The following is a 22518-nucleotide window of genomic DNA, read 5'->3' on the forward strand; positions in this document are numbered from 1 at the left end:
CGGCATTCCAAGCGAACCGGGACGCGGCTTCAAGGTTCCGTCCAGACGCCGGCCCTACAACGGAACACAACAGATAAGAGAAGAATCGCATTCCCCAGTGGTGCCCGCACGACACGCCTTCGGACGTGAAACGGCGGGCATCGTCCATTCCGATATTGTGATGTTGTGATGCGTCGTTGCGATCGTCGTTGCGTCGCCGTGTCCGCGAGCCCCTACACCAGGTGGTTCTCGTAGGCGAACACCACCGCCTGCACGCGGTCGCGCGCGTTGATCTTCGCGAGGATGTGCGCCACATGCGTCTTCACCGTAGGCAGGCTCACGAACAGCTTGTCCGCGATCTCCTGGTTGCTCAGCCCATGCGCTATCTCGATGAGGACCTCGCGCTCGCGGTCGGTGAGCAGCTCGAGCTCGGGGTCGGTGTAGTCCGCCGGGGGAGTGCCCTGCGGCGCCATGCCTCCGGCGCTCATCTTCTCGATGAGGCGCTTGGTGGCCGAGGGTGCGATGATGGCGTTGCCCTGATGCACCGTGCGGATGGCGTCGAGCAGCGCCTCGGGCTCGGTGTCCTTGAGCAGGAAGCCGGAGGCCCCGGCGTTGATGGCGGCCATCACGTATTCGTCCAGATCGAAGGTGGTCAGGATGATCACACGCGTCAGATTCCCCTTGCCCGCGTCGTCGTTGTCGCCTTCGCCGGAACCCGCGTTGACCGCGGTGATGCGGCGCGTCGCCTCGATGCCGTCCATGCCGGGCATGCGCACGTCCATCAGCACCACGTCCGGGTGCAGCCGTTCCGCCAACGCCACGGCCTCGGCGCCGTCGCCCGCCTGGCCGACCACCGCAAGATCGGGCTGCGAGCCGATCACCATGGCGAATCCCGCACGCACCAGCTCCTGATCGTCCGCGATGACCACACGGATGCACTGCTCCGTCATGACTCGTTCCTCCTTCACCTGGCACCGTTCCCGGCATCATCGTGCGCCGGTCCTTCGGACTTCCACTGTAGCTGCTCGTCCAACGGACTCGCGGGGTCCAGACGAATTCGCGGTTTTTCTTCGTCGTCGCTGAAGCCGGTCTCGCGCAACACGCCAAGCAGCTGCCTCATGCGTTTGAGCGCGGCCCGCCCCTCCGAGGCGATACCCTCGAACGCAGCGGCTATCATATGCGCATCGGTATCATCCGAGTCCAGCAGACGCAGGCCGTCGTCCGCCTTGCCCATCACGCCGAGCAGCGTGTCGGATACGTCGGCCTGGATGTTGGCGCTGATGCGGTCGCGTTCCATGTTCGCGGCGAGCAGCTTCTGCTTGGCCTCCTCGTCGCGCAGCGCCTCCTCGCGCGCCTGCAGCACCAGCATGTTCGCGCCCCGCGACCGTGACCACATGCCCCAGGCCATCGCCCCCAACAGGGTGATGCAGGAGGCGACGGCGTAGGCCAGCAGCATGAACAGCGTGCCGGTGGCCTTCGCCGCGGCGCCGTTCATGACCGTGGGCAGTTCCGCGATGAACGCCATCGTGGTCATGTCGAGATAGTTGGATGCGGTGAAGTTCACGGCGAAGACGCATGAGCCGAGCGCGATGGTGGGGATGGCCCAGCGTTTCGCGGTCCTTGGTCCGTACAACGTCACCGAATACACGGAATACACCGACGCCAGAGGGGCCAGGGTGCTCCACGGCAATGTCAGCAGCTCCAGCACCGTGACCGCGGCGAACGCCGCGGCGCTGGCCTGGGGGAACCGTCTGCGCCATATCAGCGGCAGCAGCACGGCCGTATTGGACAGTTTCCGCCATGCCTCCTCTTCCGGTGTCATGCCGTTCACCGATGTGGTGAGAAACATCATGGCCAACGCGGCGACGATGAGAAAGTCCATCAGCTGATAATGCCGTTCCGTCCAGCTGGAGACCCGTTCGATGACGTTGAAATCATGGGATTCGGGTGCTCCCACGGCGTCGGTCGTCTTTCGACCATTTCGTATGTGCATGAATATCGTATGCATACGGTCGATGACGGCCTGCTTCGATCCGCTGATGAACGTCATCCCGTCCGAATGCGTGGTGACGTCGTCATCGGTGGACGGGCGCGTCGCGCCGTTCTTGTCGGTATCGGACGGGATGAAGACGTTCGTTTTCCGTGGGGTCTTGCCGTCGAAGGGAATGAACGCCGCCACCTCGAATCCTCCGCCGACGCGTGGCCCGGCCGTGCACGTTCCGCCCAGTGATGCAAGCCGTTCCCTCATGCCGATCAGCCCATATCCGGCCTTATGCCCGTCGGCCGCGGCCGTGGCGCCTCGCCCGTCGTCTACGACGCGCAGCCGGAGCCCGTTGCCGGTCCACGTCTCCTCCAGGCCCGCATGCACATTCGACCCGGCGTATTTGCGGATGTTCGTCAATGATTCCTGCACCACACGGTAGGCGATGATCTGGGCGGAGGTATCGAGTCTGTCCGGGTCGGGTTTTCCGATGCGACGGCGTTCCAGATACAGGTCCGGGCTGGCTGCGCGCGTCTGGGCGATCAGCCCGTCGATGCCGGCATAGCTTGGGCGGTCGTCTTCGGCCTTGGCATCGGCGTCGTCGCCGTCATGATGGTCGGCGAAGATGCCGAGCAGCCGGCGCATGTCGGCCAACGCCTTCACGCTTTCACGCCGTATGGTCTCCATGGTGGATCGTGCGAGCGCGCGGTCGTTGGCGCCGGCGAATCGTCCGCCGTCCGCCTGCACGATGATGATCGACAGCGTGTGCGCCACCACATCGTGCATGTCGCGCGCGATGCGGGCCCGCTCGGCGAGGGCCGCGATGTGGGCCTCCTCCTCACGTCTGGCCTCCAGCGCGGCGTTGCGTTCCCGCATCCATCGGAGGGTGGTGGTTCTCGCCCGCTGCCAGTACGCCATGACGGTGACCGCGATCACCGGGGCGAGGAACATGGCCAGCATCATGAGGGCGTCCAGCCGTATCGAAGGGTCGCAGGCGTTGAGGGCGATGTCCCCGGACGGGGTGAGGCATTCGTATGGGGCGCGCCGGTATCGGTCAGGTCCCGGCATGGACAGTGGCCCGAAGGCCAGCAGCGTCGTGATGACTCCCGCCGCCAGCAGGGTCATGCCCACGGCGACGGCGATGAATGGTTTCGCGGTTTCACGGCGTCCATACACGATCACCGAATACAGCAGTATGAGCGCATAGCAGTCGGTGGCCACCAACGCCGGTCCGAACACCAGCTGCAGCAGAGCCAATGCGACGAACAGTGCGGCCGAGACGTGCGGCGCCTTGCGGCGGAACGCCAGTGGCAGGGCATAGACCCAGGTCCAGGCGAGGACCAGACGGGTCGAGAAGGGGAACAGCAACCCGTCCTGCAGCGTCCACGACGACGACACCAGACTGAGCAGGGTCGTCAGCATCAGGGACGTCGCGACGTCGACGATGAGGTTCCGGTCCATGAGCCGGCGCGCCGCCGACGCGGTTCGGGCGAGGATGTTCGGAAAAGCGTGCACACCAACAGCCTAGCCGTTCTCGCCGCCCACGCCATCCTTCCGGGGGATGATGCCGTTCCCCGACATACTTCGGTGCGACAATGGGGGCGTCACGAACAAGGAGCGTATACCATGCCATTGCTGGGGAGATACTATGTGCCGGGCCTCTACGTGGAGGACCATTCCATCGTCGTGCCGACCGACTGGGGAGGGGCGGATCCCGCCGACGTCCTGCGTTCCGGCCTACCGAAGACCGGTCCGGATGGGGTTCCGCCGACGCTGGGCCTGTTCTACCGCGTGCTGTGCGCGCCCGAGCATGTGCATGACGACCAGCCGCTGCTGGTCTTCCTGCAGGGCGGGCCGGGAGGCCAGTGCCCACGACCGCTCGGCCCGGACGACGACGGCTGGATCGCCGAGGCCATCAAACACTTCCGCGTGGTCCTGCCCGACCAGCGTGGCACCGGACGGTCCTCACGCATCGATTCGCAGACCATCGCCGGCATGGACGCACGCCAGGCCGCCGACTACCTGAAACTGTTCCTCGCCGACTCCATCATCCGTGATTTCGAATACCTGCGGCTCAAGGCGTTCGGCGGCGCCCGCTGGGCAAGCCTCGGGCAGAGCTACGGCGGGTTCCTCACGCTCACGTACCTGTCGTTGTACCCGCATGGTCTGGCCGCCTCGTTCACCACGGGCGGCATCCCGCATGTGCCGGCGGACGCGGCCGAGGTGTATGCGCACACGTTCCCGCGCATGGCCATGAAGACCCGGCAGTACTACGAACGCTATCCGCAGGATGTGCGGAGGGTCGCCGCCATCGCCGACCGGCTGGCTCAGGGGGACGTCGCGCTGCCCAACGGCGACCCGTTCTCCGTGAACCGTCTGCAGATGCTGGGCAGCGACTTCGGCATGAAGCCGAGCTTCGAACGGCTGCACTGGCTCGTCGACCAGGCATTCACCGGGGGAGACGGGGCGATTCTGCCCGAGGACGACGAATCCGGCGTCCCGCACGCAGACCATGCGTATGGCCAGGAGCCGGCGGCGCTTTCCACGGGCTTCCTCATGAACGTGCTGGCGCGTACGGCATCGTACGAAAGGCCTCTCTACTGGCCGCTGCAGGAGTTCATCTACGCGGACGGCGAACTCGATCATCCGATTCGCTGGGCCGCGCAGCATGAGCTGGAACGCCATCCCGATTTCGGCGTGGACGCCCGTCCGCTCATGTTCACCGGCGAGGCCGTGTTCCCGTGGATGTTCGACGAGGACAGCTCCCTCAAGCCGTTCAAACCGGCCGTGGACCTGCTCATGGAGGACACGCGCTTCGGTCGGATCTACGACGCCGCCCAGCTGGAACGCAACGACGTGCCGCTGCAGGCCGCCGTCTACCACGACGACATGTACGTGGATTCGGGAATGCAGCTCGACACGCTCTCCCGCGTCGGCAACGCCCACGCGTGGGTGACCAATGAGTTCGAGCACGACGGTGTGCATCACGGCACGCGTGTGTTCCGCCGCCTGTACGAGGAGGCGCTGAACCGCGGCGACCTCGCCGACCTGCAATGATTCTCCGGCTTTTTGCCTTCCCCTTGAGGGGAAGGTGGCCGGCTTCGGCCGGTCGGATGGGGTGACGGTCCGCACGACGGCCGTCAATAGCAAATCGCCGTGGGACTCCATGATTGGAATCCCACGGCGATTTGCTATCGCTATGTGGCTAGGCCGAACCTCATGCCATGAGCATCATCACATGGTTTACTTGATGATGACGTCCTCCGGCTTGATGTCGCTGGTGAAGCTCGGCGCGAGCTCGGTCTGGTAGGCCTTCTCGAAGAAGCCCTGGTCGGTGAGGGTCTTGATCTCCTTGTTGGTCCAGTCGAGCAGGCTCTTGTTGCCCTTCTTGACGGCGGGGGAGATGGTGGACTCCTCGCCAAGCGTCTTCACGCCGACGGTGTAGCCCTTGTTGTCCTTGGCCCACGCGTACAGGTAGGTGTTGTCGTCGGCGAGGGCGGCGACACGGCCGTCCTTGAACGCCTGGAACTGCTGGGTCTTGGAATCGAACTTCTGCAGCTGCACGTCGGGGTAGTTCTGGGTGAAGAACGTCTCAGCGGTGGTGCCCTTGGTCACGGCGAGGGTCTTGCCCTTGAGCTGGTCGGCGCTGGTGATCTTGGCCTTGTCGGGGGAGACCACGCCGATGGAGACCTTCATGTACGGGCTGGCGAAGTCGACGACCTGCTTGCGCTCGTCGGTCACGGTGAAGTTGGCGAGCACGAGGTCGACCTTGTCGGACTTGAGCGCGTCCACACGGCCGTCGGCGTTCACCTGCACCCAGTCGACCTTGACGCCGAGGTCCTTGCCGATCTGGTTGCCGAGCGCCACGTCGTAGCCGGCGCGGGTGCCGTCGTTCTTCACGTAGCCGTAGGGCGGCAGGTCGCCGAAGGTGGCGATGCGGATGGTGCCGGCCTTCTTGATCTGCTCGACGGTCTGACCCTGCTGGGAGGAGGAGCCGTCGGAGCTGCTGGAGCCGCCGCAGGCGGCGAGCGAGATCATGGTGACACCGGCCAGCACGCCGGCGACGATCTTCTTGAGTGTATTCATCGATACTGTCCTCTCTGTGTGATGAATCCCTTTAGAAAAAACTTGGTTGTTATATGGTCCGCGCGGACGCGTCGGCGGCCGTCGTCGGACGGCCCGCGCTATTCCTCGTCGCTGATCGGCGCCATGCTGTCGAGGAACGCCTTCGCGCGGTCGGTCTCGGGGTGGGTGAAGAAGTCATGCCCCGACTGGCGTTCCAGGATCACGCCGTTCTCGAGGAACAGCACGGTGTCGGCCACGCGGCGGGCGAACTCCATCTCATGCGTCACCACGATCATGGTCATGTGGTGTTCGGCCAGGCCGAGCATGAGCTCGAGCACCTCGCGCACCATCTCCGGGTCGAGCGAGGCGGTGACCTCGTCGAACAGCATGAGCTCGGGGTTCATGGTCAGCGCGCGCACGATGGCGATGCGCTGCTTCTGGCCGCCGGAAAGCTCGCGCGGGTAGGCGTTCTTGTATTCGCTCAGCTGCACGTCGGCGAGGAGCTTGTCCATCTGGCGTTCGACCTCGTCCTTCGGGCGTTTCTGCACCTTGGTGGGGCCGAGCAGGATGTTCTGCGCCACGGTGAGGTTCGGGAACAGGTCGTAGCTCTGGAACACCATGCCGATTTCGGTGCGCAGCCTGCGCCAGGTCTTCTCCGTGCCGTCGATGGGCTTGCCCTTGAACGCGATGGTGCCGCCCTGGATGGTCTCGAGGCCGTTGAGGCAGCGGATGAGCGTGGACTTGCCCGATCCGGAGGGTCCGAGCAGCACGAACACCTTGCCGCGCGGCACGTCGAAGCTGATGTCCTTGAGCACCTCGTGGTTGCCGTAGGACTTCTTGAGATGCTGTACGGACAGCAGGATCTCGTCGTCGTTCGGGCCGAAATTGTTCGGGTCAGCCATTGTTACGCTCCTTGGCACGCTTCTCCAGGGCCCGGGCGATCATCGCCAGGGGCCAGCACACGATGAAATACAGCAGGAACACGAATCCGTACACCCAGAACGCGGAATCCGGGTGGGCCATGCGGTTCGCCTCCATGATCTGCTGACCGACGGTGATGACGTCGATCACGCTGATGAGCAGCAGCAGCGACGTGGTCATGATCACGCGCGCCGCCAGGTTGATGGTCGCGGGGACCATGAGGTTGATGGACTGGGGGAGCCGCACGTACCACAGCAGCTGCAGCCCGTTCATGCCGAGCGCCTTGCCGGCGTCGACCTGATGCTCGGGCACGGAGATGAGCGCGCCGCGCACGACGTCGCTGATCTCGGCCGCGACCCACAGGCCGAACGCCACCACGGCGATGGTCTCGCCGTCCACCTGCACGCCCATCTCGCGTGGCAGGATGTAATAGAAGAGGAACAGGATGACCAGCGTCGGGATGATGCGGAAGAACTCCAGATACAGGCGCAGCACGGCGCGCAGCACCGGATTGTGCATGATGCGCAGCGCGCCGAGCACGACGCCGAGCGGGATGCCGAAGACCAGCGCCAGTCCGGCCACGCTCACCGACGTCCACAGGCCGCCGAGCAGTCGGGTGAGGTTGTCGCCCGTGAACAGGATTGTCCAGCCGGAGTCCGCGGCCAGCACGGTCGTTGCGGAATCAATCGCCGAAAGTACCACGACGGACCCTCCTTTCGAGCAGCGTCAGCACGACGGACAACGGGATGAGGATGATGGCGTAGGCGACCACCAGCATGAGCAGGTACTCGTCGGTGCGGTAGTACATGCCGATGAGGTCGCGGGCCGTGTTGGTCAGTTCCGGCACGGCGATGACGGTGAACACCGACGTTTCCTTGACCAGGAAGATCGCGTTGGCGGCCACTGCGGGCACGCTGCGCGTCAGTCCCTGCGGGAGCGTCACGTGACGGATCATCTGCAGCGGGGAAAGGCCCAGCGCCTTGGCGGATTCGACCTGGATGGTCGGGATGCCGCTGAATCCTCCGCGGAACGCGCCGGACATGTACGCCGCGCCAAGCAGCGAGATGCCGATGATGGCGCATGCCTGGGCGCTGAGCTTGATGCCGATCGACGGGAACCCGTAATACAGGAAGAACAGCTGAATCAGCAGCGGCGTATTGCGGAGCAGTTCCTCGAACGTGGCGCAGATCTGGGAGAACACCGGCACCTTGTATTCGCGCACCAGCGCGATGACCAGGCCCAGGATCGTCGCCAGCACGACGCCGATGGCCGAAAGCTCGAGCGTCAGCACGAAGGCCTTGCGGAACAGGGGAAGGGCCTGTTGGATGACTTGCCAGCTCATCGTGAACCCTCCTCCGTTCCGTGAATTCTTGTCTCTGTCTCTTTGCTTTGCATGAGTCTTTTCTCTTGAAAACGTCTGTGAATACCATACGGGTTTTTCGACCGTCCGAAGGACGCGCCCGCACCCGGGGACTCGGGTCCGAAGGCCTTCGGGGACGAGGGCGGACGGTCGGCGTACGGCATCCGCCGTCGTCGACCGTCCGTCGATAATCGTTGCGGTCATTGACGTTCGGACGTGGCATACGCCGGCCGTCGAAGCATCGGACCCATGAAGGGTCCTCCCGCGGTTATGGACATCATTTATGACGTGCTATCAGCAAATCGATAACTACCATAACAAAACTTTGGTGTGTCGCAATTGCGACGCCGGAATTTCGTTATAAGAAACATGATTACCTCCTATAAACGGCGTTTATAGGGGTCTTCCTGACGTCGCGCCGCATGACGTGACGTCAAGGTCGTCGATGTCCCTCGAACCCTTAGACTGGGAGACATGTCTTTAACTATTGGAATCGTCGGTCTGCCGAACGTCGGCAAGTCCACCATGTTCAACGCGCTGACCCGCAACAACGTGCTTGCGGAGAACTACCCGTTCGCCACCATCGAACCGAACACCGGCATCGTCCCGCTGCCCGACAAGCGTCTGCCCGTGCTCGCCAAGCTCGTGCACACCGAGAAGATCGTGCCCGCCACCGTCACGTTCGTCGACATCGCCGGCATCGTCAAGGGCGCGTCCGAGGGCGAGGGCCTGGGCAACAAGTTCCTGGCCAACATCCGCGAGGCCGACGCCATCTGCGAGGTCGTGCGCGCCTTCGAGGACGACGACATCGTGCACGTCAACGGCAAGATCGACCCCGCCGACGACATCGACACCATCAACACCGAGCTCATCCTCGCCGACCTGCAGACCATCGAGAACGCCCTGCCGAAGCTCGAGAAGGACCTGCGCGGCAAGAAGATCGAGCCCGCGTACTTCGACGCCGTCAAGAAGGCCAAGGAGATCCTCGAGGCCGGCGAGACCATCGACCATGCGGCCGCCGCCAAGAAGATCGACAAGAACGACCTCTACGACCTGCACCTGCTCACCGCGAAGCCGTTCATCTACGTGTTCAACGTCGACGACGACGAACTGCAGAACGACGACCTCAAGAAGAAGCTCGCCGACTCCGTCGCCCCCGCGCCGGCCGTGTTCCTCAACGCCCAGTTCGAGGCCGACCTCACCGAGCTCGACGAGGCGGACGCCCGCGAGATGCTCGAGGACGCCGGGCTCAAGGAATCCGGCCTCGACCAGCTCGCCCGTGTGGGCTTCGACATCCTCGGCCTGCAGACCTTCCTCACCGCCGGCGAGAAGGAGGTGCGCGCCTGGCAGATCCACAAGGGCTACACCGCACCGCAGGCCGCCGGCGTCATCCACACCGACTTCGAGAAGGGCTTCATCAAGGCCGACATCGTCTCCTACGACGACTTCGTCGCCGCAAACGGCTCGATGAACGAGATCAAGGAGGAGGGCAAGCTCCGCCAGGAGGGCCGCGACTACGTCATGCAGCCCGGCGACATCGTCGAGTTCAAGTTCAACGTGAGCAAGTAGTGATTGCTGGGTAATGTCGAGGGCCTTGGAATCGTTATGGTTCCAAGGCCCTTGTCTATAGTGTGGCATCGCGGCACGGTTTTTCGTGAGATTCATCGGTGCCTTTTGGTGCCTTTGGAATATGAAAAGAGCCTTCCGGGTTGCGCGCTGTAAGGAGGCGTGGAAGGCTGCTATTGATTGAATCCTATTGTGCGACCAAGACTGTATGTCTGCCGATTGCTTGCGATAACCACGGTATCCTGACTTGGCGCAATGGGGGTATCGATGTCTCGCCTTCGTGTTTGTACGGCCAGCTGAAGGGCTGATGCCGGGTTTTATCGTTTGTCACCGCGCTCTTCGGCGTCCTTGTCCGTTCCGGTTTCGAAGATGCTCTTCAGCGATGCCGACGCCCGTATTTTCAAGGGGCGTTTTCCGGACTGGACGACAAGCCCCGCTTCTAGGAGCTCTTCGATGTACTTTCTTGCGCTTTGCTTGGATAGCCTGATGTGGTATGCGGCATCGTTCAGCGTCATGGACTTGGTCGAGTCGAACATTTCTTCCTGGATTACGCCATATAGTATCGAGACCGCTTTGGCGGACAAGCCGTGCTTGTGTTCAAGTCGGTCGCAGACCGTCCGTCCCTTGTCGAGCTGGTCGACCCTGACCTCGAGCTCGTCGATCAGCTCGTTCTGGGCCTTGTGGATGAATCCGAGGATGGTGTTCACGAAGAACGTGAGCTCCCCGCAGTTGAGTTTGTCCTCCGCTTCCGTAAACGCCTTGTAGTAGGCGTTCTTGTTCTCCGCGATGATGCGGGACAGCGACAGCACGGTGGGCATGGTCAGGTCGTGGTTCAGGTAGAGGGCCAGGAGATACCGGCCTGTTCTGCCGTTGCCGTCATAGAACGGGTGGACGTATTCGAACAGGAAGTGAGAAATGATGGCCGACTGCAGCCGGGGAATCTCGTCGGATGTCGCAAGGTGGATCATGCTCGTCAAAAGCGCGCCGATGTTGCCTTCTCCTTTGACCCCGTTGTGGATCGCAAGGCCGTGCGGACCCTGTATCTCCACGTCGCCTTTCCGGAACAGTTCGCCGTCCGGCTTGTCGTGCTCGTCGATTTCGTCAAGCACGACCTTGTCGTAGATATCGCGGATGTCCGCGATTCCCACCGGTAGCGCGGAATCCTTGTCGGTGAGGTTCAGGTACAGCTTGGCGAATTCGCTGAACCGCGCTTTGGATACGTCTCCGTCCTTCCGCGCCTTGTCGGCCGCGTCCACGGCTTCCCGTGTTTCCTTGCGAGTGCTGCGCACGCCTTCCATCTCGTTGGTGGCGAACAGCTCCTCGCTGATGGAATGCCGTATGTAATCCCAGCGCATGACGCCGGGGATCTGATTCCAGAGCCGGGACACCCGCCGTTCCGCGAGAAGTATCTTTTCCGTGAGCATGGATGTCTCTCGTGGTGTGGTGGCGAACAGTTCGCCTAGGGGAGTGACGATTCCGGTTCTGAATGTGGAGTCCGCCTCGAGCCGTTGTCGGGCGAGCTTCGCGTGGTTGTTGAAGACGTCATTCGTCCTGTCGGCGTGGAACGCCCTCGCCAAACTTTTATATCTCATATCCATCACCACGACTCACGTTCCTGAATCATTTCTAAATTATAGAAACTATAAGATAGGAACAGAAACAAGTCAAACAAAAGCCGTCAATGGTATGACCGATATCAATTTCATCACTGTTGTTCTGTTGGATCGCAGTGGTCGGTGCTGATGCGACGGCGACATCGATATCTCGCCCACTTACTTGTATGAGCATTCATACGAGTACTCTGCTCACGGCGAGTTGGTTTCGGCTTGATGCCATATGGTGACATGGCTTGAGTTCAAGTTCAACGTGAGCAAGTGATGATTGCCGGATAACGTTGCAGGCCTTGGGGTCGTTGCGGTTCCGAGGCCTTTGTCTATACTGTGCCCAGTTGCTTGTATACGCGAAGCTCACCGCTTGGCTGGAGTGGCGCACGATCCCGAAGAACCGCGAGTTCGCCCCAGATCCTCATGCAGGCCGGGGCCGAACATCTCGGACACACTCGGCATCATCAACCTGTACAACAATCCGTTGGACGAGACGCTCGCCATCATGGCTCTTTACTTCCGCTTGACGATACTAACGTGGCGTGTTAGTATCGTTTCATGAGAACCAGAGACAGGGAGCTCAATAACTTCCTCTACGGAGGTCGATACCCCAAAACGTACCCGGCCGGCCTCGAACGCGTCCTCATGCGCAAGCTTCAGATGCTCAAGGCCGCGCACGAACTGCACGACCTCAAAGTGCCGCCGGGCAACAGGCTTGAACCGTTGAAGGGCGATCTGAAAGGCCATTGGAGCATCCGTATCAACCAGCAATGGCGAATCGTGTTCAAGTGGGATGATGACAACAAGGAGGCGACCGATGTCTACTTCGACGACTACCACAAATAACTACTACAGCACCCCGGGTGAGATCCTTGACGAGGAATTCCTCCAGCCGCTCGGCATCAGCCGCTATCGCCTGGCCAAAAGCATCGGTGTGAGCGAGACCGCGATAGGCGAGATAGTCAACGGCAAGCGGCGCATCACCACCCCCATGGCATGGCGGCTCGGCAAGGCGCTCGGCACTACGCCCGATTTCTGGGCGAACCTCCAGACCGACTACGATCTGCTGACCTTCGACCCCAACACTCTGGGCGACATCCGCCCGCTCGTGGATGCCTGACATCGGGACGCTTGACAAAATGACCACTATCGTCGTATGCGTGATCACAGTGGTGATTTTTATACCTACGGTACGGGAATGACGCGAACGGCCGATATCACCATGATTGATGCGGCCGTTCGCATATCCACACTTCGGTAGCTCAATTGGTCAGAGCGAAGGTGATGGGATCCCGTCCTAGAACCGCCGCGCCACGTGTGTGACCAGCGGTAGCATCGCAACGGCCAGGACGAACGTCGTCGCCAGGACCGCCCCCGCCGGGTAGGCACTGTATGCCCAGCCGTATGCGATCTGTCCGAGAGGCTGGGCGCACATGCTCGCGGAGAGCGCGAGCGACATCACCTTGCCTGTCATGTCCTCGGGGCAGCCCATCTGTATCGCCGGCACGGCAATGAGATTCGCGAGGGTGATGGCGACCATGGTGCCGCAGGTGCTCGCCGTGAGTACCGCGAGTCGCGCACCTCCACCTGCGGGAAGCGTCATGACGAGCGTCTGGGGCAGGACGGTGAACGAGAAGGCGGCGATCGCCATCGGGAATCTCCGCATGGAAAGCGACCTCGCGGCCCGCCCGCCGACGAGCGCGCCGAGCAGACCGGATGCTCCCACGAGACCGTACGCGAGACCGTACGCCGTGGATCCGAACCCCAGCACGGTCCGCACCATGTAGGGGAAGCCGACCTCCGCGTACCCCGTCACCAGGAAGTTGAGCGCGGCGCAGATCAACACCAGATGCAGCACATGAGGACGTTCGCGGGTGAGGAACCGTCCGGCCGCGCACAGGTCGTCAAGCACGGCGACATGACCATCGTCGCCGCGTTCGGGAGCGCCAAGCCGGATGAAGCATTCCACGACGGCTGCCGCGCCGAACCCCACGACCGCGATGCCCATCATGGGCATCGCGCCCACCGCCGCATACAACACGCCCCCGAGCACGGCGGGCACGAGCGTGCTCGTCTGGTTCACCACGTTCACCACGGCCATTGCGCGGCGCATCACGTCCTCGCCGTGGGATCGGAACATCTGCGGCAGCGCCGCCTGCACCGTGGGCGTCTCCATGGCGTCGAGCACGGCGAGCACAACCTGCATCACGGCTATCGTCGCCAGATTGAAACCGATGGCCGAGAAGACCGCCGCGCAGACGAGCACCGTCACGGCGGAGAGCGCGTCGAGCGCCACCATGACGGTCCGGCGGTTCGTGCGGTCCGCCACCACGCCGCCGAGTGGCGAAAGCAGAATCGTGGGCAGGATGCTCGCCGTGAGAATGGAGGCGAACGCCGCCGCCGAGCCGGTCTCGTCCAGCACCCACATGGACATGGCGAACCGCAGCATGAGGTTGGCGAAGAGCGATATGCCGAGACCCGCGACGAGCAGGTGGAAGTCGCGTATGTGAAGAGGATCCGCGGCCCGGTCCCTTTGCAGTCGGGCCGTGTATTCGGGTGCGTTCGTCATCGTGGATTCCTTTCTTTCTGTTGGTTCCTTGGTCAAGTCATGCCCGCTGAACAGACCGACCGTCGGTCTGTTATGGTGACAAGACTACAATTAGGGCAAAGGCGTGGGAACGTTTCGCCGTTTGGGGTGTCAGGATGTACGAGACAGTACATTCGGACGTGCCCGCCTATGCGGACGCCGTCCCTCCTTCCGGCATCAGGGCCGTGAGGCCCCTGACCGCGCGCCGGATGAGCGTCTCGTCGAACACCGGCACGCCGATGGCGTCGAGCATCGTGGCGAGGCAGCGGATGCGGCGTTCCAGATCGGCGCGGCTGGCAGGGTAGAAGCAGGGCATGAGCCAGTAGTTGCCGAGGAGGGAGAGCAGTTGCGCCGCCTCCTCGGGGTATGCCGTGGGAATGGAACCGTCCTGCACGCCCATATCGATGAGCGAGCGGAAGGACTCCGGCAGCCTCGTCGACCAGAAGCGCATGTTCGTCGTGAAGAATGCGGGATCCTTGAGAAGCGCCAGCTGGGAGCGAACGAGGTCCAGGTGGTCGGGGGTGTCCAGGGCGGAGACGATGAGCGCGCGCAGCTTCTCGAGCGCGCTCATGTCCTTGCGCCCGACGAGTTCGTCGAGCAGACGCGCGGTGGTAGTCCACTCGTCGGCGTTCAGCCGGTCGAGGATCGCCTCCTTCGATTTGAAATGGTGGTAGAGTCCGCCCTTGGACAGCCCCAGGTCGTCCAGGATGTCCTGGACGGACGTCTTCTCGTAGCCCTTTTCGGCGAAGAGCCTGCGGGCGGAATCGAGGATTCGCCGCTCGGTGTCTCCGGGATGCATAATGCGCGCCATACTGATGGTCCACCTTTCGTCTTGTCTTCGACGAAGTATACAGACCGCCGGTCGGTCTGTCAAACGGTCGAAGGAGTCATCGTACGATGCGATTGAACATCCGCGGCAACACAGAACGAAGAAAACCAGTAAGGCATCGAGTTCAAGTTCAAGACCCGCGCTGTAAAAGTCGCCTGACACGACAACGCCCCCGGCCTATCGCAGCCGATACGATGCGGTTCGGAGGCTATTCTTCGTTGTACCGGGCGAAGATGCTCATATACTCGCTCGGAGAGACGATCGCGGGGCTGGAAATCGTCACGTCGTCGAAATCCCTATCCCCGGTCACGAACACGTCCGCCGCGCCGATAATCGCCGAATACAGCACCGGATAGTCGAGCGGATCGCGTATCTCGAACAGGCCGGGCTTCGGCGTCAATGGCGTGACGACCGTCTCAAAGCTCAGTTCGAACAGATACTGTTCGAGCACACCGGTACGAGCCGGCCATTTGCGGGCCACCACATCGCGCGCCTCGTCAATTGTGTACGTGGACAACAGCAGCGTGTTGTCACCGCGCCCGGCGTCAACGATCACCCCGACAGAATTGGACGATCTGAAGATTACGGCGGACAGCAGCACGTTGGTCGATCATCACGCGCATGCTTCACCGTCCGACAGCTCGTTCTCGGCGCGCCGCCTTGATGAGGTTCGTCAGGCCGTCCTCGCCGTTCAGCCCTGCCTCCTCTGCTGCGCCGTCGAAGCCGGCCTGCGCCCTCGTCAGTGCTTCGAGGTTCGAGCTGCGCAATGAGACGCTGCCGTCATCCATGCGCACGAACACGACTTTGTCGCCCTCGCGGATGCCGACGGCCTCGCGCACGTCAGCGGGAATGGTGATCTGTCCCTTGGCCGTCACTTTGGCCACGTCCATTACCACGCTCATGATAAACCTCCTTAAGTAATGAAATCCTTACTATCATTATTACACTTGCTATGTAAGCAAGGAGTAATCCCGCAGGAGAGAAATGGCATGGCAATATGCCATGCAACTTACCCTGTCAAAAGGATCGTGCGGTGCAAGGTCGCTTTCGTATTGTTTGCAAGGATGCGAAAACGGGAATGCATACCCGTGTCATTGACTAAACTTTACCGCGACGCTTTGCGGGATATCAGGGCGACTATGCCGAGGGTGACGGCGATGACCGCAGCCGCCACGGCGAAGCTGCCGGTCATCGCGGATTCATAGGCGCGGGAGGCCACCTGCCGCATCATATTGCCCGCAGCGCCCACGAATCCAGCCGCCCGCTGGAAGTCCAGCGTCACGGAGCCGGCGGATTGCGGGTTCAGTCCGACTGGCAGTGCGAGATTGCGGAATCCCGCCGCGTACAGCCCGCTCTGGATGCTGCCGAAGATTCCCACGCCGATGATGGATCCGAATTGGCGGAACACGGTCAGCAGACTGGAGCCGGCGCCGGACTGCCCGACCGGTACTCGGCCCATGGCCCAGGTCAGCATCGCCGGCTGGCCGGCGCCCAATCCGAAGCCGGCCACGATCTGACCGAGCAACACCGTAGCTTGCCTCATCGTTACGTCTGGCCACCACATGGCGGCGCCGATCGTCAGCATGCCGGCGGCCAGACATCCCAAGGCCAGCAGACTCGTGCCACGTGAGCCGATCCGGGAGACGATCCAGCCGTTCACCCGGGCTCCCACGATGGACGCGACGACCAGCGGCATCAGCAGCATGCCGCCTATCAGCGCGTCATGGCGCAGCACCGTCTCCAGATAGGCGGGCATGATGAAGATGATGCCGTACATCGAGAAGTTCAGCATCATCAACGCCGGTGCACAGGCCCCGAAGGACGGGTCCCTCATCAAACCGAGTTCCATCAACGGGTTACGGGACATGCGGTCGTGCAGCACGAATGCCGCGGTCAGCACGGCGCCGACCGTCATTGGAATCCAGGCGTCTGTGGCCAGAATGCCATGCTGGGCGTTGACCAGACCGGCGGAGAACAAAGTGAACCCGGCGAACATCATCGCCACCGACAGCCACGGCACATGCAGCGACCGGGACTTGCGCGGTCCGCCCGCCCGCGGGACGTTCATGCGGATGACCATAATCACGGCGAGGAACACCACGCCATCGAATCCGAAGATGCCGCGCCACCCCAGCGTCGTGGTGAGCACCCCGCCGACGAGCGGACCGAACGGCACGCCCAGGGTGCCGGCTATCGCCCATGCGGTCATGGCGCGGGACAGTGCGGGGCCGCGGAACAGAATCCCGAGCAACGCTTGGCCCATCGGGATGACCACGCCCGCACCGGCGCCCATGATCGATCGTGAAACAAGCAGCACCGGCACGTTCCCGGCCGCAAGACCAATCGCGGATGCGACGACGAACATGCCCAGTCCGACAAGCATGGTCCGCAGATGGCCGAGCCGGTCGCCCATGAATCCGGCCAGCAGCACCACGGCCGCGAACACCAGATTGTAACTGGAGACGATCCACTGCTGTTCCGCCATGCCCGCGCCCAACGACTCGGCGATGTTCGGCAGCGCCACGTTGAACGCCGTGGTGTTGACCATCATCACCAGCTCGGCCGCGCACAGGCAGACCAATGAGCGGCTCAGGCTCTTCTGCCCCTTCTCGTTCAGGCTCTTCTCGTTTGTTTCATCCATAATCCAACCCGCTTAAGATACCAATAAGTTTCTTATGAACCATGCATGATTATAGATATCCGTAAATAAGAAACGCCGTGGTATCTTGTAAAAGGCGGTGTGGTCAATCAACGGGAACCACATTCGGCAACGACACCCACGCCGCGTATGGAGATGATCATGGAAGCGAACACCGCGCCGAAGCGAACACGTCGCCGGGGCAAGGTCCTTGAAGAGGCCATCCTGGAGGCGGCATGGGAGCAGCTGTCCATGTGCGGCGCCGAGGAGTTCACCTTCGACAACGTGGCCGCCAGGGCGCATACCAGCAAACCGGTGCTGTACCGCCGATGGCCGAACCGTACGGAACTGTTCGTGGCCGCCATGAGGCGGCATCGGGGCCGTGCCGTCATCGAACGCCCGAACACGGGGTCGCTCAGAGGCGACGTCATCTCCATTCTCCGCCAGCTCAACATCAAGCAGTCCGACGCGGTGATGGCGCTGGCCAAGTTCGGCGTCTACGCCGACTGGCTTGGCGTCAGCGCCCACGAACTATACGAACGGACGATGATCAGCGACCAGCCCAGCATCATGATGGCCGTCGAAAACGCGCTGGCGCGGGGCGACATCACCTGCGAGCTGCCGGAATCACTGCTGCGCATGCCCGGGGAGCTCGGGCGCGCGTCCATCCTCCGCGACATGCGGCCCCTGTCCGAAACGGACATCATCACCGTGGTCGACGAGCTGTTCCTTCCGCTCGTCGACCATTACGAGCGGCGGGCGCGAACCGCGACCGGCCTGTAGGACATCGGCATCCGCGACATGCGAATGCCGGAAACGACGATTGTGAACGCTATCATTTGGCATATATATCCAAGCCGGCAATATATTCCGCATACATCCGCCAAAAAGGGCATCGTATCCGGAACCGACGCCGAGCAACGACACCAAGGAAACGACAACCGTGAAGAAGAGCCTCTTATCCATCGCCGCGGGAGCGTTCGTGCTCGGCGCCGCCGAATTCGTCATGATGGGCATCCTGCCCCAAGCCGCCGCGGCCACGCACGTCTCCATACCGACGGCCGGCCACTTCATCTCCGCATACGCAATCGGCGTATGCGTCGGCGTGACCATGCTCGTCTTCGGACGCAGAACCAGCCCGAAGCACCTGGTCATACTGTTCATGGCGCTCGCCCTCGTCGGCAACGCCCTGAGCGCGGCCGCGCCGAACGCCATCGTGCTCGTCATCGCCCGATTCATCGCGGGACTGCCGCACGGCGCCTTCTTCGGCACTGGCACGGTCATCGCGAAAGCGCTCGCCGACAAGGGGCATGAGGGCAAGGCCGTGTCCGTGATGGTCACCGGTCAGACCATCGCCAACATGTTCGGCGTGCCCGCCGGCACCCTGCTCGCCGAATACCTCGACTGGCGACTCGCCTTCGTGATTCTGGCGCTCGGCTCGGCACTTACCATCGTGCTCACGCTGGCGTGGATGCCGCTCATCCCCGCCGTGCCCGACGCCGGTCTCGCCGGACAGTTCCGCTTCCTCGCCAAACCGGGCCCGTGGCTGGTGCTTGGCGCCGTGTTCGTCGGCAACTCCGGCGTATTCTGCTGGTGGAGCTACGTCTCCCCATGGCTGCAGAAGACCGGCGGCTATGATTCGCGATTCGTGCCGCTGCTCATGATGCTCGCCGGATTCGGCATGGTCGTCGGCGGCCTCGCCGGTTCCCATCTGGCCGACCGATGGCTGCATGCCGCGACCGCCTCCGCCGGACAGGCGATCTCCGCAGTGGGCCTGCTTCTGGTGTTCCTCGTCCCCGGAAACCTCGTGACCTGCGCCATCCTCACGTTCTGGATTGCGTTCGGCCTGTTCTTCATCAACGGCCCGCAGATGCTGCTCATGGCCGACGCCGGCAAGGGCGGGGGAGAGCTCATCGGCGGCGCCGCCGTGCAGATCGGCTTCAACGGCGGCAACGCCGTCGGCTCGCTGGTCGGCGGCATGGCATTGACCGCGTCCGGCATGGACTACCATTTCACCGGACTCGCCGGACTGCCGTTCACCGTGGCCGCCGTGCTGCTGCTGGCCACGTTCGCGTTGCGTTACGAACGGAAGGAGACGCGCGGCTGAGCTTGGCGGCGGCCCCTGTCTGTCGGGTGCGTCCTACTCCATGCTGCGGCGGGCCTTGCGCCAGACAAGCCTGGCGGTGTTGACGTCGGCGGTGATGGTGAGCAGCTCGCCGTCATAGTCGACGTGCCGCACCTGCGACTGATGCTCCCATGTGGGGTTCATGCTGATTTCGATGTTGTGGATGACATTCGAATGCTCAAGATCCAACGTATAGGTGCCGCAATAGGCCACATAGCCGTGCGCGGCCGCGGCCATCTCCTCCGTCGTGCCCTCATGCAGGTCGCGGGAGGCGTATGCGGGACGCCCGGTGGCCGACATCTGCGCCGAAACGTGTCCGTCGGCCGTGTAGATGAGATACGCCTCGCAATCCTCGCCCAGCGGATGGAACACCGTCCCGTCGTCGCGGGTGAGCGTGTAGGAGACGATTTCCCAGGTGCCGATGAGTTCGTCGGGCGTGATGGTCATGATGATGTCCTTTCGTGGTTGTTCCGTATGATGCGATGAGCGTGCTTCGTCGTGGATGGGCTTCTCCATGAAGACGCGGTGATAGCCGTCCTCGACGCGTCTCGCCGTCTCATGGAATCCCAGATGCGCGTAGATGTGCAGATTTTCGGTCATCAGCTCGTTCGTATAGAGCGCGATTCGTGAAAGGCCGAGTTGGTCGGCATGGCGTTCCGCGAATTCCAGCAGCCTGCGTCCGACGCCACGTCCTTGGGTCGGCGAATCGACGGCGACGTTCTCGATGAACAAGGCATCGTTCACAGGATGCATGCAGATGAGGCCGCATATGACCTTCGCATCGCCGACATGGCCGGCATCATGACCGTCGACGGCGACCCATACCCGTCCGGCGGCGACGTCCGCGCTGCCGTCCTTCAGCATGGGGGCCGGGGGACGGTCCATCCGATCGAGATATACGCCGTATGCGTCGTCGACGAGCGTCTTCAGCCGGGGGACGTCGACGGGCGTGGCGTGCCTGATGATGATGTCCACGACTGCCATGATAGGCCGGTAGTCTATCGTTCGCGTACGAGTGCGGACAATGCGCGGATGTCGTCGGGCGTGGTGCGGCAGCATCCGCCGATCAGCGACGCCCCCGCCGCCAGCCATTGCGGCGCGAACCGGGGGATGCCCGTCCCGACGGGATGCGGCGTCCACGTCTTCGTCTCGGGATGATAGACGTCGCCGTTGTTCGGGTAGACGATGACGGGCCGGTCCGTTGCCTCGTGGAGACGCCGGACCGCGTCCTCGGCCATGTCCGGAGGAATGCAGTTGACGCCGATCGCCGCGATTTGGGGGATGTTCCCCAATGCGGATGCGGCGTCCTCGACGGCCGTGCCATCGCACAGGTGCCCGGCATCGCGCAGGCTGAACGACGCCCACGCCTCCATGCCGGGGAACTCGTCGGCCAGCAGCCCGGCCAGCGCACGGGCCTCACCCAGATTCGGCATGGTCTCGAATGCGAACGCGTCGACGCCGGAGTCGGCGAGTATGCGCATGCGCGGCCGGTGGAAATTGCGGTACTCCGCGTCCGACATCGCATAGTCGCCCGTGTATTCGCTGCCGTCCGCCAGGAACGCGCCATACGGCCCGACGCTGCCGGCGATGAGCAGCGGCCGGCCGGCGATCTCGTCCCCGATATGCGACGCCCGGTACTCCTCGCGTGCGGCGATGGCCTCCTCCGCGGCGACGGCGATCAGCCTCTCCGCCTCCGCGTGCGATAGCCCCAGCCTTTCGAACGCAGGAACGTTCGCCTGATACGAATCGGTGATGGCGATGTTCGCGCCGGCCTCGAAATAGGCGCGATGCACGTCGCGCACGGCGTCGGGGCGGTCGATCAGCGCCATCGCCGACCACAGCGCGTTCGCCGTGTCCACGCCGCGTTTCTCCAGCTCCGTCGCCATCGCCCCGTCCACGATCAGTGGCGACCGCATGGCAAGGGCCCCTGTCAAGGCATGGGGCGTCATATGGGACATCATGATGTTCAGTCCCCGATGACGGCATCGACGATGCCGGAGACGATGGCCATGATGAACGAGCCGAGCACGGCCCACAGGAACCCGTGGATGATCACGCCCACGTCGAACAGCGACATCGCCAGCCATGAGGCAAGCTCCATGAACAGCCAGTTGAGCACCAGCGCGAACAGACCGAAGCTCAGGATGGATATCGGCAGTGCGATGAGTTGGACGACCGGTTTGATGGAGGCGTTGATGAGCGCCAGGAACAGGGAGAACGCGGCGACGCCGAGGACCGGCGGCTCGCCCACCGCCTCCATGCCGGGCAGCAGCGCCACCATGACGCCCGCCGCGATCGTCAATACCAGCCATCGGGAAAGAAAGCGACTCATACCCCGATTATGCCACGGTCGTCCCCGCGGTGAATCGCCGGTTCGTCGCCGATTGCTACATTGGTTGGTGGACGGAACGATGGGACCGCGAACAAGGAGACGAACGTATGCAGCGACCGATCATGAAGGACGAGGCGTTCCTGGGCAGGGTGTCCGCGCCGGCCACGCAGGACGACCTCGCGGTGGGCGACGACCTGAGGGATACGCTCGACGCCCATGCGCACGAGTGCGTCGGCATGGCGGCGAACATGATCGGCGTCGGCAGGCGCATCATCGTCTTCGCCGACGACCTGACCGGACGCAGCATGGTCATGTTCAATCCCGAGATCGTCGCCAAGGCGGAACCGTATGAGGCGAGCGAAGGGTGCCTGTCGCTGGCGGGGGAGCGGAGCGCCACACGCTACCGCCGCATCACCGTCACCTATCGGGACCGCCGATGGCGCGAACGCACCGCGCGTTTCGAGGGCTACACCGCGCAGATCATCCAACATGAAGTGGATCATTGCGACGGCATACTCATCTGAGAGCAAC

General features: G+C 62.9%; 22 protein-coding genes. 7 read left to right on the forward strand and 15 right to left on the reverse strand.

All coding sequences use genetic code 11. The features are described 5' to 3' along the window. Nucleotides 1-212: 212 nt before the first annotated feature. Nucleotides 213-929 (reverse strand): response regulator, encoded by a 717-nt coding sequence (locus KIH77_RS03680; RefSeq protein WP_219099749.1) that lies wholly within the window; start codon nucleotides 927-929, stop codon nucleotides 213-215. Nucleotides 930-943: 14 nt separating this feature from the next. Beyond that, the gene (locus KIH77_RS03685; protein ID WP_219099750.1) at nucleotides 944-3475 is read right to left on the reverse strand and encodes a sensor histidine kinase; all 2532 of its coding nucleotides are present in this window, start codon (nucleotides 3473-3475) and stop codon (nucleotides 944-946) included. 111 nt (nucleotides 3476-3586) lie between these two features. On the opposite strand from KIH77_RS03685, the gene KIH77_RS03690 reads away from it, so the two are divergent. Continuing rightward, on the forward strand, nucleotides 3587-5017 hold the full coding sequence (locus tag KIH77_RS03690) for an alpha/beta fold hydrolase (protein ID WP_219099751.1): 1431 nt from the start codon (nucleotides 3587-3589) through the stop codon (nucleotides 5015-5017). 186 nt (nucleotides 5018-5203) lie between these two features. Here KIH77_RS03690 and KIH77_RS03695 read toward each other — a convergent pair whose 3' ends face one another. The 4 genes from KIH77_RS03695 to KIH77_RS03710 form a co-directional block, all read right to left on the reverse strand. Next, nucleotides 5204-6046 (reverse strand): transporter substrate-binding domain-containing protein, encoded by an 843-nt coding sequence (locus tag KIH77_RS03695; protein WP_219099752.1) that lies wholly within the window; start codon nucleotides 6044-6046, stop codon nucleotides 5204-5206. 98 nt (nucleotides 6047-6144) lie between these two features. Continuing rightward, nucleotides 6145-6927, reverse strand: a complete 783-nt coding sequence (locus KIH77_RS03700) for an amino acid ABC transporter ATP-binding protein (RefSeq protein ID WP_274607433.1) — start codon at nucleotides 6925-6927, stop codon at nucleotides 6145-6147. Continuing rightward, a complete protein-coding gene (locus KIH77_RS03705; RefSeq protein WP_308283195.1) occupies nucleotides 6920-7648 on the reverse strand; it encodes an amino acid ABC transporter permease in 729 nt (242 codons plus the stop codon). The genes KIH77_RS03700 and KIH77_RS03705 overlap by 8 nt, the downstream gene beginning before the upstream one ends. Then, nucleotides 7629-8288 carry an amino acid ABC transporter permease gene (locus KIH77_RS03710; protein WP_219099753.1) on the reverse strand — a complete coding sequence of 220 codons (660 nt, stop codon included), beginning with the start codon at nucleotides 8286-8288 and terminating at the stop codon, nucleotides 7629-7631. The genes KIH77_RS03705 and KIH77_RS03710 overlap by 20 nt, the downstream gene beginning before the upstream one ends. 492 nt (nucleotides 8289-8780) lie before the next feature. On the opposite strand from KIH77_RS03710, the gene ychF reads away from it, so the two are divergent. Continuing rightward, entirely contained in the window at nucleotides 8781-9875 is a 1095-nt protein-coding gene (gene ychF, locus KIH77_RS03715) for a redox-regulated ATPase YchF (RefSeq protein ID WP_219099754.1), read from the forward strand. A gap of 314 nt (nucleotides 9876-10189) precedes the next feature. Here the strand turns inward: ychF and KIH77_RS03720 are convergent, their stop codons facing one another. Continuing rightward, nucleotides 10190-11470 carry a Fic family protein gene (locus KIH77_RS03720; protein ID WP_219099755.1) on the reverse strand — a complete coding sequence of 427 codons (1281 nt, stop codon included), beginning with the start codon at nucleotides 11468-11470 and terminating at the stop codon, nucleotides 10190-10192. Between the two features lie 564 nt (nucleotides 11471-12034). Here KIH77_RS03720 and KIH77_RS03725 point away from each other — a divergent pair. Both KIH77_RS03725 and KIH77_RS03730 read left to right on the forward strand, forming a co-directional pair. Next, nucleotides 12035-12322 (forward strand): type II toxin-antitoxin system RelE/ParE family toxin, encoded by a 288-nt coding sequence (locus KIH77_RS03725; protein WP_219099756.1) that lies wholly within the window; start codon nucleotides 12035-12037, stop codon nucleotides 12320-12322. After that, nucleotides 12294-12596: a HigA family addiction module antitoxin gene (locus KIH77_RS03730; protein ID WP_219099757.1), complete on the forward strand. Its 303-nt coding sequence runs from the start codon at nucleotides 12294-12296 to the stop codon at nucleotides 12594-12596. Before KIH77_RS03725 ends, KIH77_RS03730 begins: the two co-directional genes overlap by 29 nt. Nucleotides 12597-12773: 177 nt before the next feature. Here the strand turns inward: KIH77_RS03730 and KIH77_RS03735 are convergent, their stop codons facing one another. From KIH77_RS03735 to KIH77_RS03755, 5 genes are all read right to left on the reverse strand, one after another. Beyond that, entirely contained in the window at nucleotides 12774-14045 is a 1272-nt protein-coding gene (locus KIH77_RS03735) for an MFS transporter (RefSeq protein WP_219099758.1), read from the reverse strand. A 166-nt stretch (nucleotides 14046-14211) separates the two neighbouring features. Continuing rightward, a complete protein-coding gene (locus KIH77_RS03740; RefSeq protein WP_219099759.1) occupies nucleotides 14212-14874 on the reverse strand; it encodes a TetR/AcrR family transcriptional regulator in 663 nt (220 codons plus the stop codon). Nucleotides 14875-15100: 226 nt separating this feature from the next. After that, complete coding sequence (locus KIH77_RS03745) at nucleotides 15101-15493, reverse strand: PIN domain-containing protein (protein WP_219099760.1); 393 nt, start codon at nucleotides 15491-15493, stop codon at nucleotides 15101-15103. Nucleotides 15494-15518: 25 nt separating this feature from the next. Then, nucleotides 15519-15794 (reverse strand): AbrB/MazE/SpoVT family DNA-binding domain-containing protein, encoded by a 276-nt coding sequence (locus KIH77_RS03750; protein ID WP_219099761.1) that lies wholly within the window; start codon nucleotides 15792-15794, stop codon nucleotides 15519-15521. A gap of 203 nt (nucleotides 15795-15997) precedes the next feature. Then, nucleotides 15998-17533: an MFS transporter gene (locus tag KIH77_RS03755; protein ID WP_219099762.1), complete on the reverse strand. Its 1536-nt coding sequence runs from the start codon at nucleotides 17531-17533 to the stop codon at nucleotides 15998-16000. Between the two features lie 159 nt (nucleotides 17534-17692). Here KIH77_RS03755 and KIH77_RS03760 point away from each other — a divergent pair, with 159 nt between their 5' ends. Together KIH77_RS03760 and KIH77_RS03765 are read left to right on the forward strand one after the other, a co-directional pair. Continuing rightward, complete coding sequence (locus KIH77_RS03760) at nucleotides 17693-18313, forward strand: helix-turn-helix domain-containing protein (protein ID WP_219099763.1); 621 nt, start codon at nucleotides 17693-17695, stop codon at nucleotides 18311-18313. Nucleotides 18314-18473: 160 nt separating this feature from the next. Further along, a complete protein-coding gene (locus KIH77_RS03765; RefSeq protein WP_219099764.1) occupies nucleotides 18474-19637 on the forward strand; it encodes an MFS transporter in 1164 nt (387 codons plus the stop codon). A gap of 33 nt (nucleotides 19638-19670) precedes the next feature. Here KIH77_RS03765 and KIH77_RS03770 read toward each other — a convergent pair whose 3' ends face one another. Genes KIH77_RS03770 through KIH77_RS03780 form a run of 3 tightly spaced genes read right to left on the reverse strand, consistent with a single transcriptional unit; the run spans nucleotide 19671 to nucleotide 21987 of the window. Beyond that, nucleotides 19671-20639, reverse strand: coding sequence for a GNAT family N-acetyltransferase (locus tag KIH77_RS03770; RefSeq protein ID WP_219099765.1), 969 nt, complete (start codon nucleotides 20637-20639; stop codon nucleotides 19671-19673). Nucleotides 20640-20653: 14 nt separating this feature from the next. Then, nucleotides 20654-21616, reverse strand: a complete 963-nt coding sequence (gene mmuM, locus KIH77_RS03775; protein ID WP_308283199.1) for a homocysteine S-methyltransferase — start codon at nucleotides 21614-21616, stop codon at nucleotides 20654-20656. Between the two features lie 5 nt (nucleotides 21617-21621). Next, on the reverse strand, nucleotides 21622-21987 hold the full coding sequence (locus KIH77_RS03780; protein WP_219099767.1) for a phage holin family protein: 366 nt from the start codon (nucleotides 21985-21987) through the stop codon (nucleotides 21622-21624). 107 nt (nucleotides 21988-22094) lie between these two features. Here KIH77_RS03780 and KIH77_RS03785 point away from each other — a divergent pair, with 107 nt between their 5' ends. Further along, entirely contained in the window at nucleotides 22095-22511 is a 417-nt protein-coding gene (locus tag KIH77_RS03785; RefSeq protein ID WP_219099768.1) for a peptide deformylase, read from the forward strand. Nucleotides 22512-22518 lie beyond the last annotated feature (7 nt).

This window comes from Bifidobacterium pluvialisilvae (genome assembly GCF_019331695.1).
Taxonomy (GTDB): domain Bacteria; phylum Actinomycetota; class Actinomycetes; order Actinomycetales; family Bifidobacteriaceae; genus Galliscardovia; species Galliscardovia pluvialisilvae.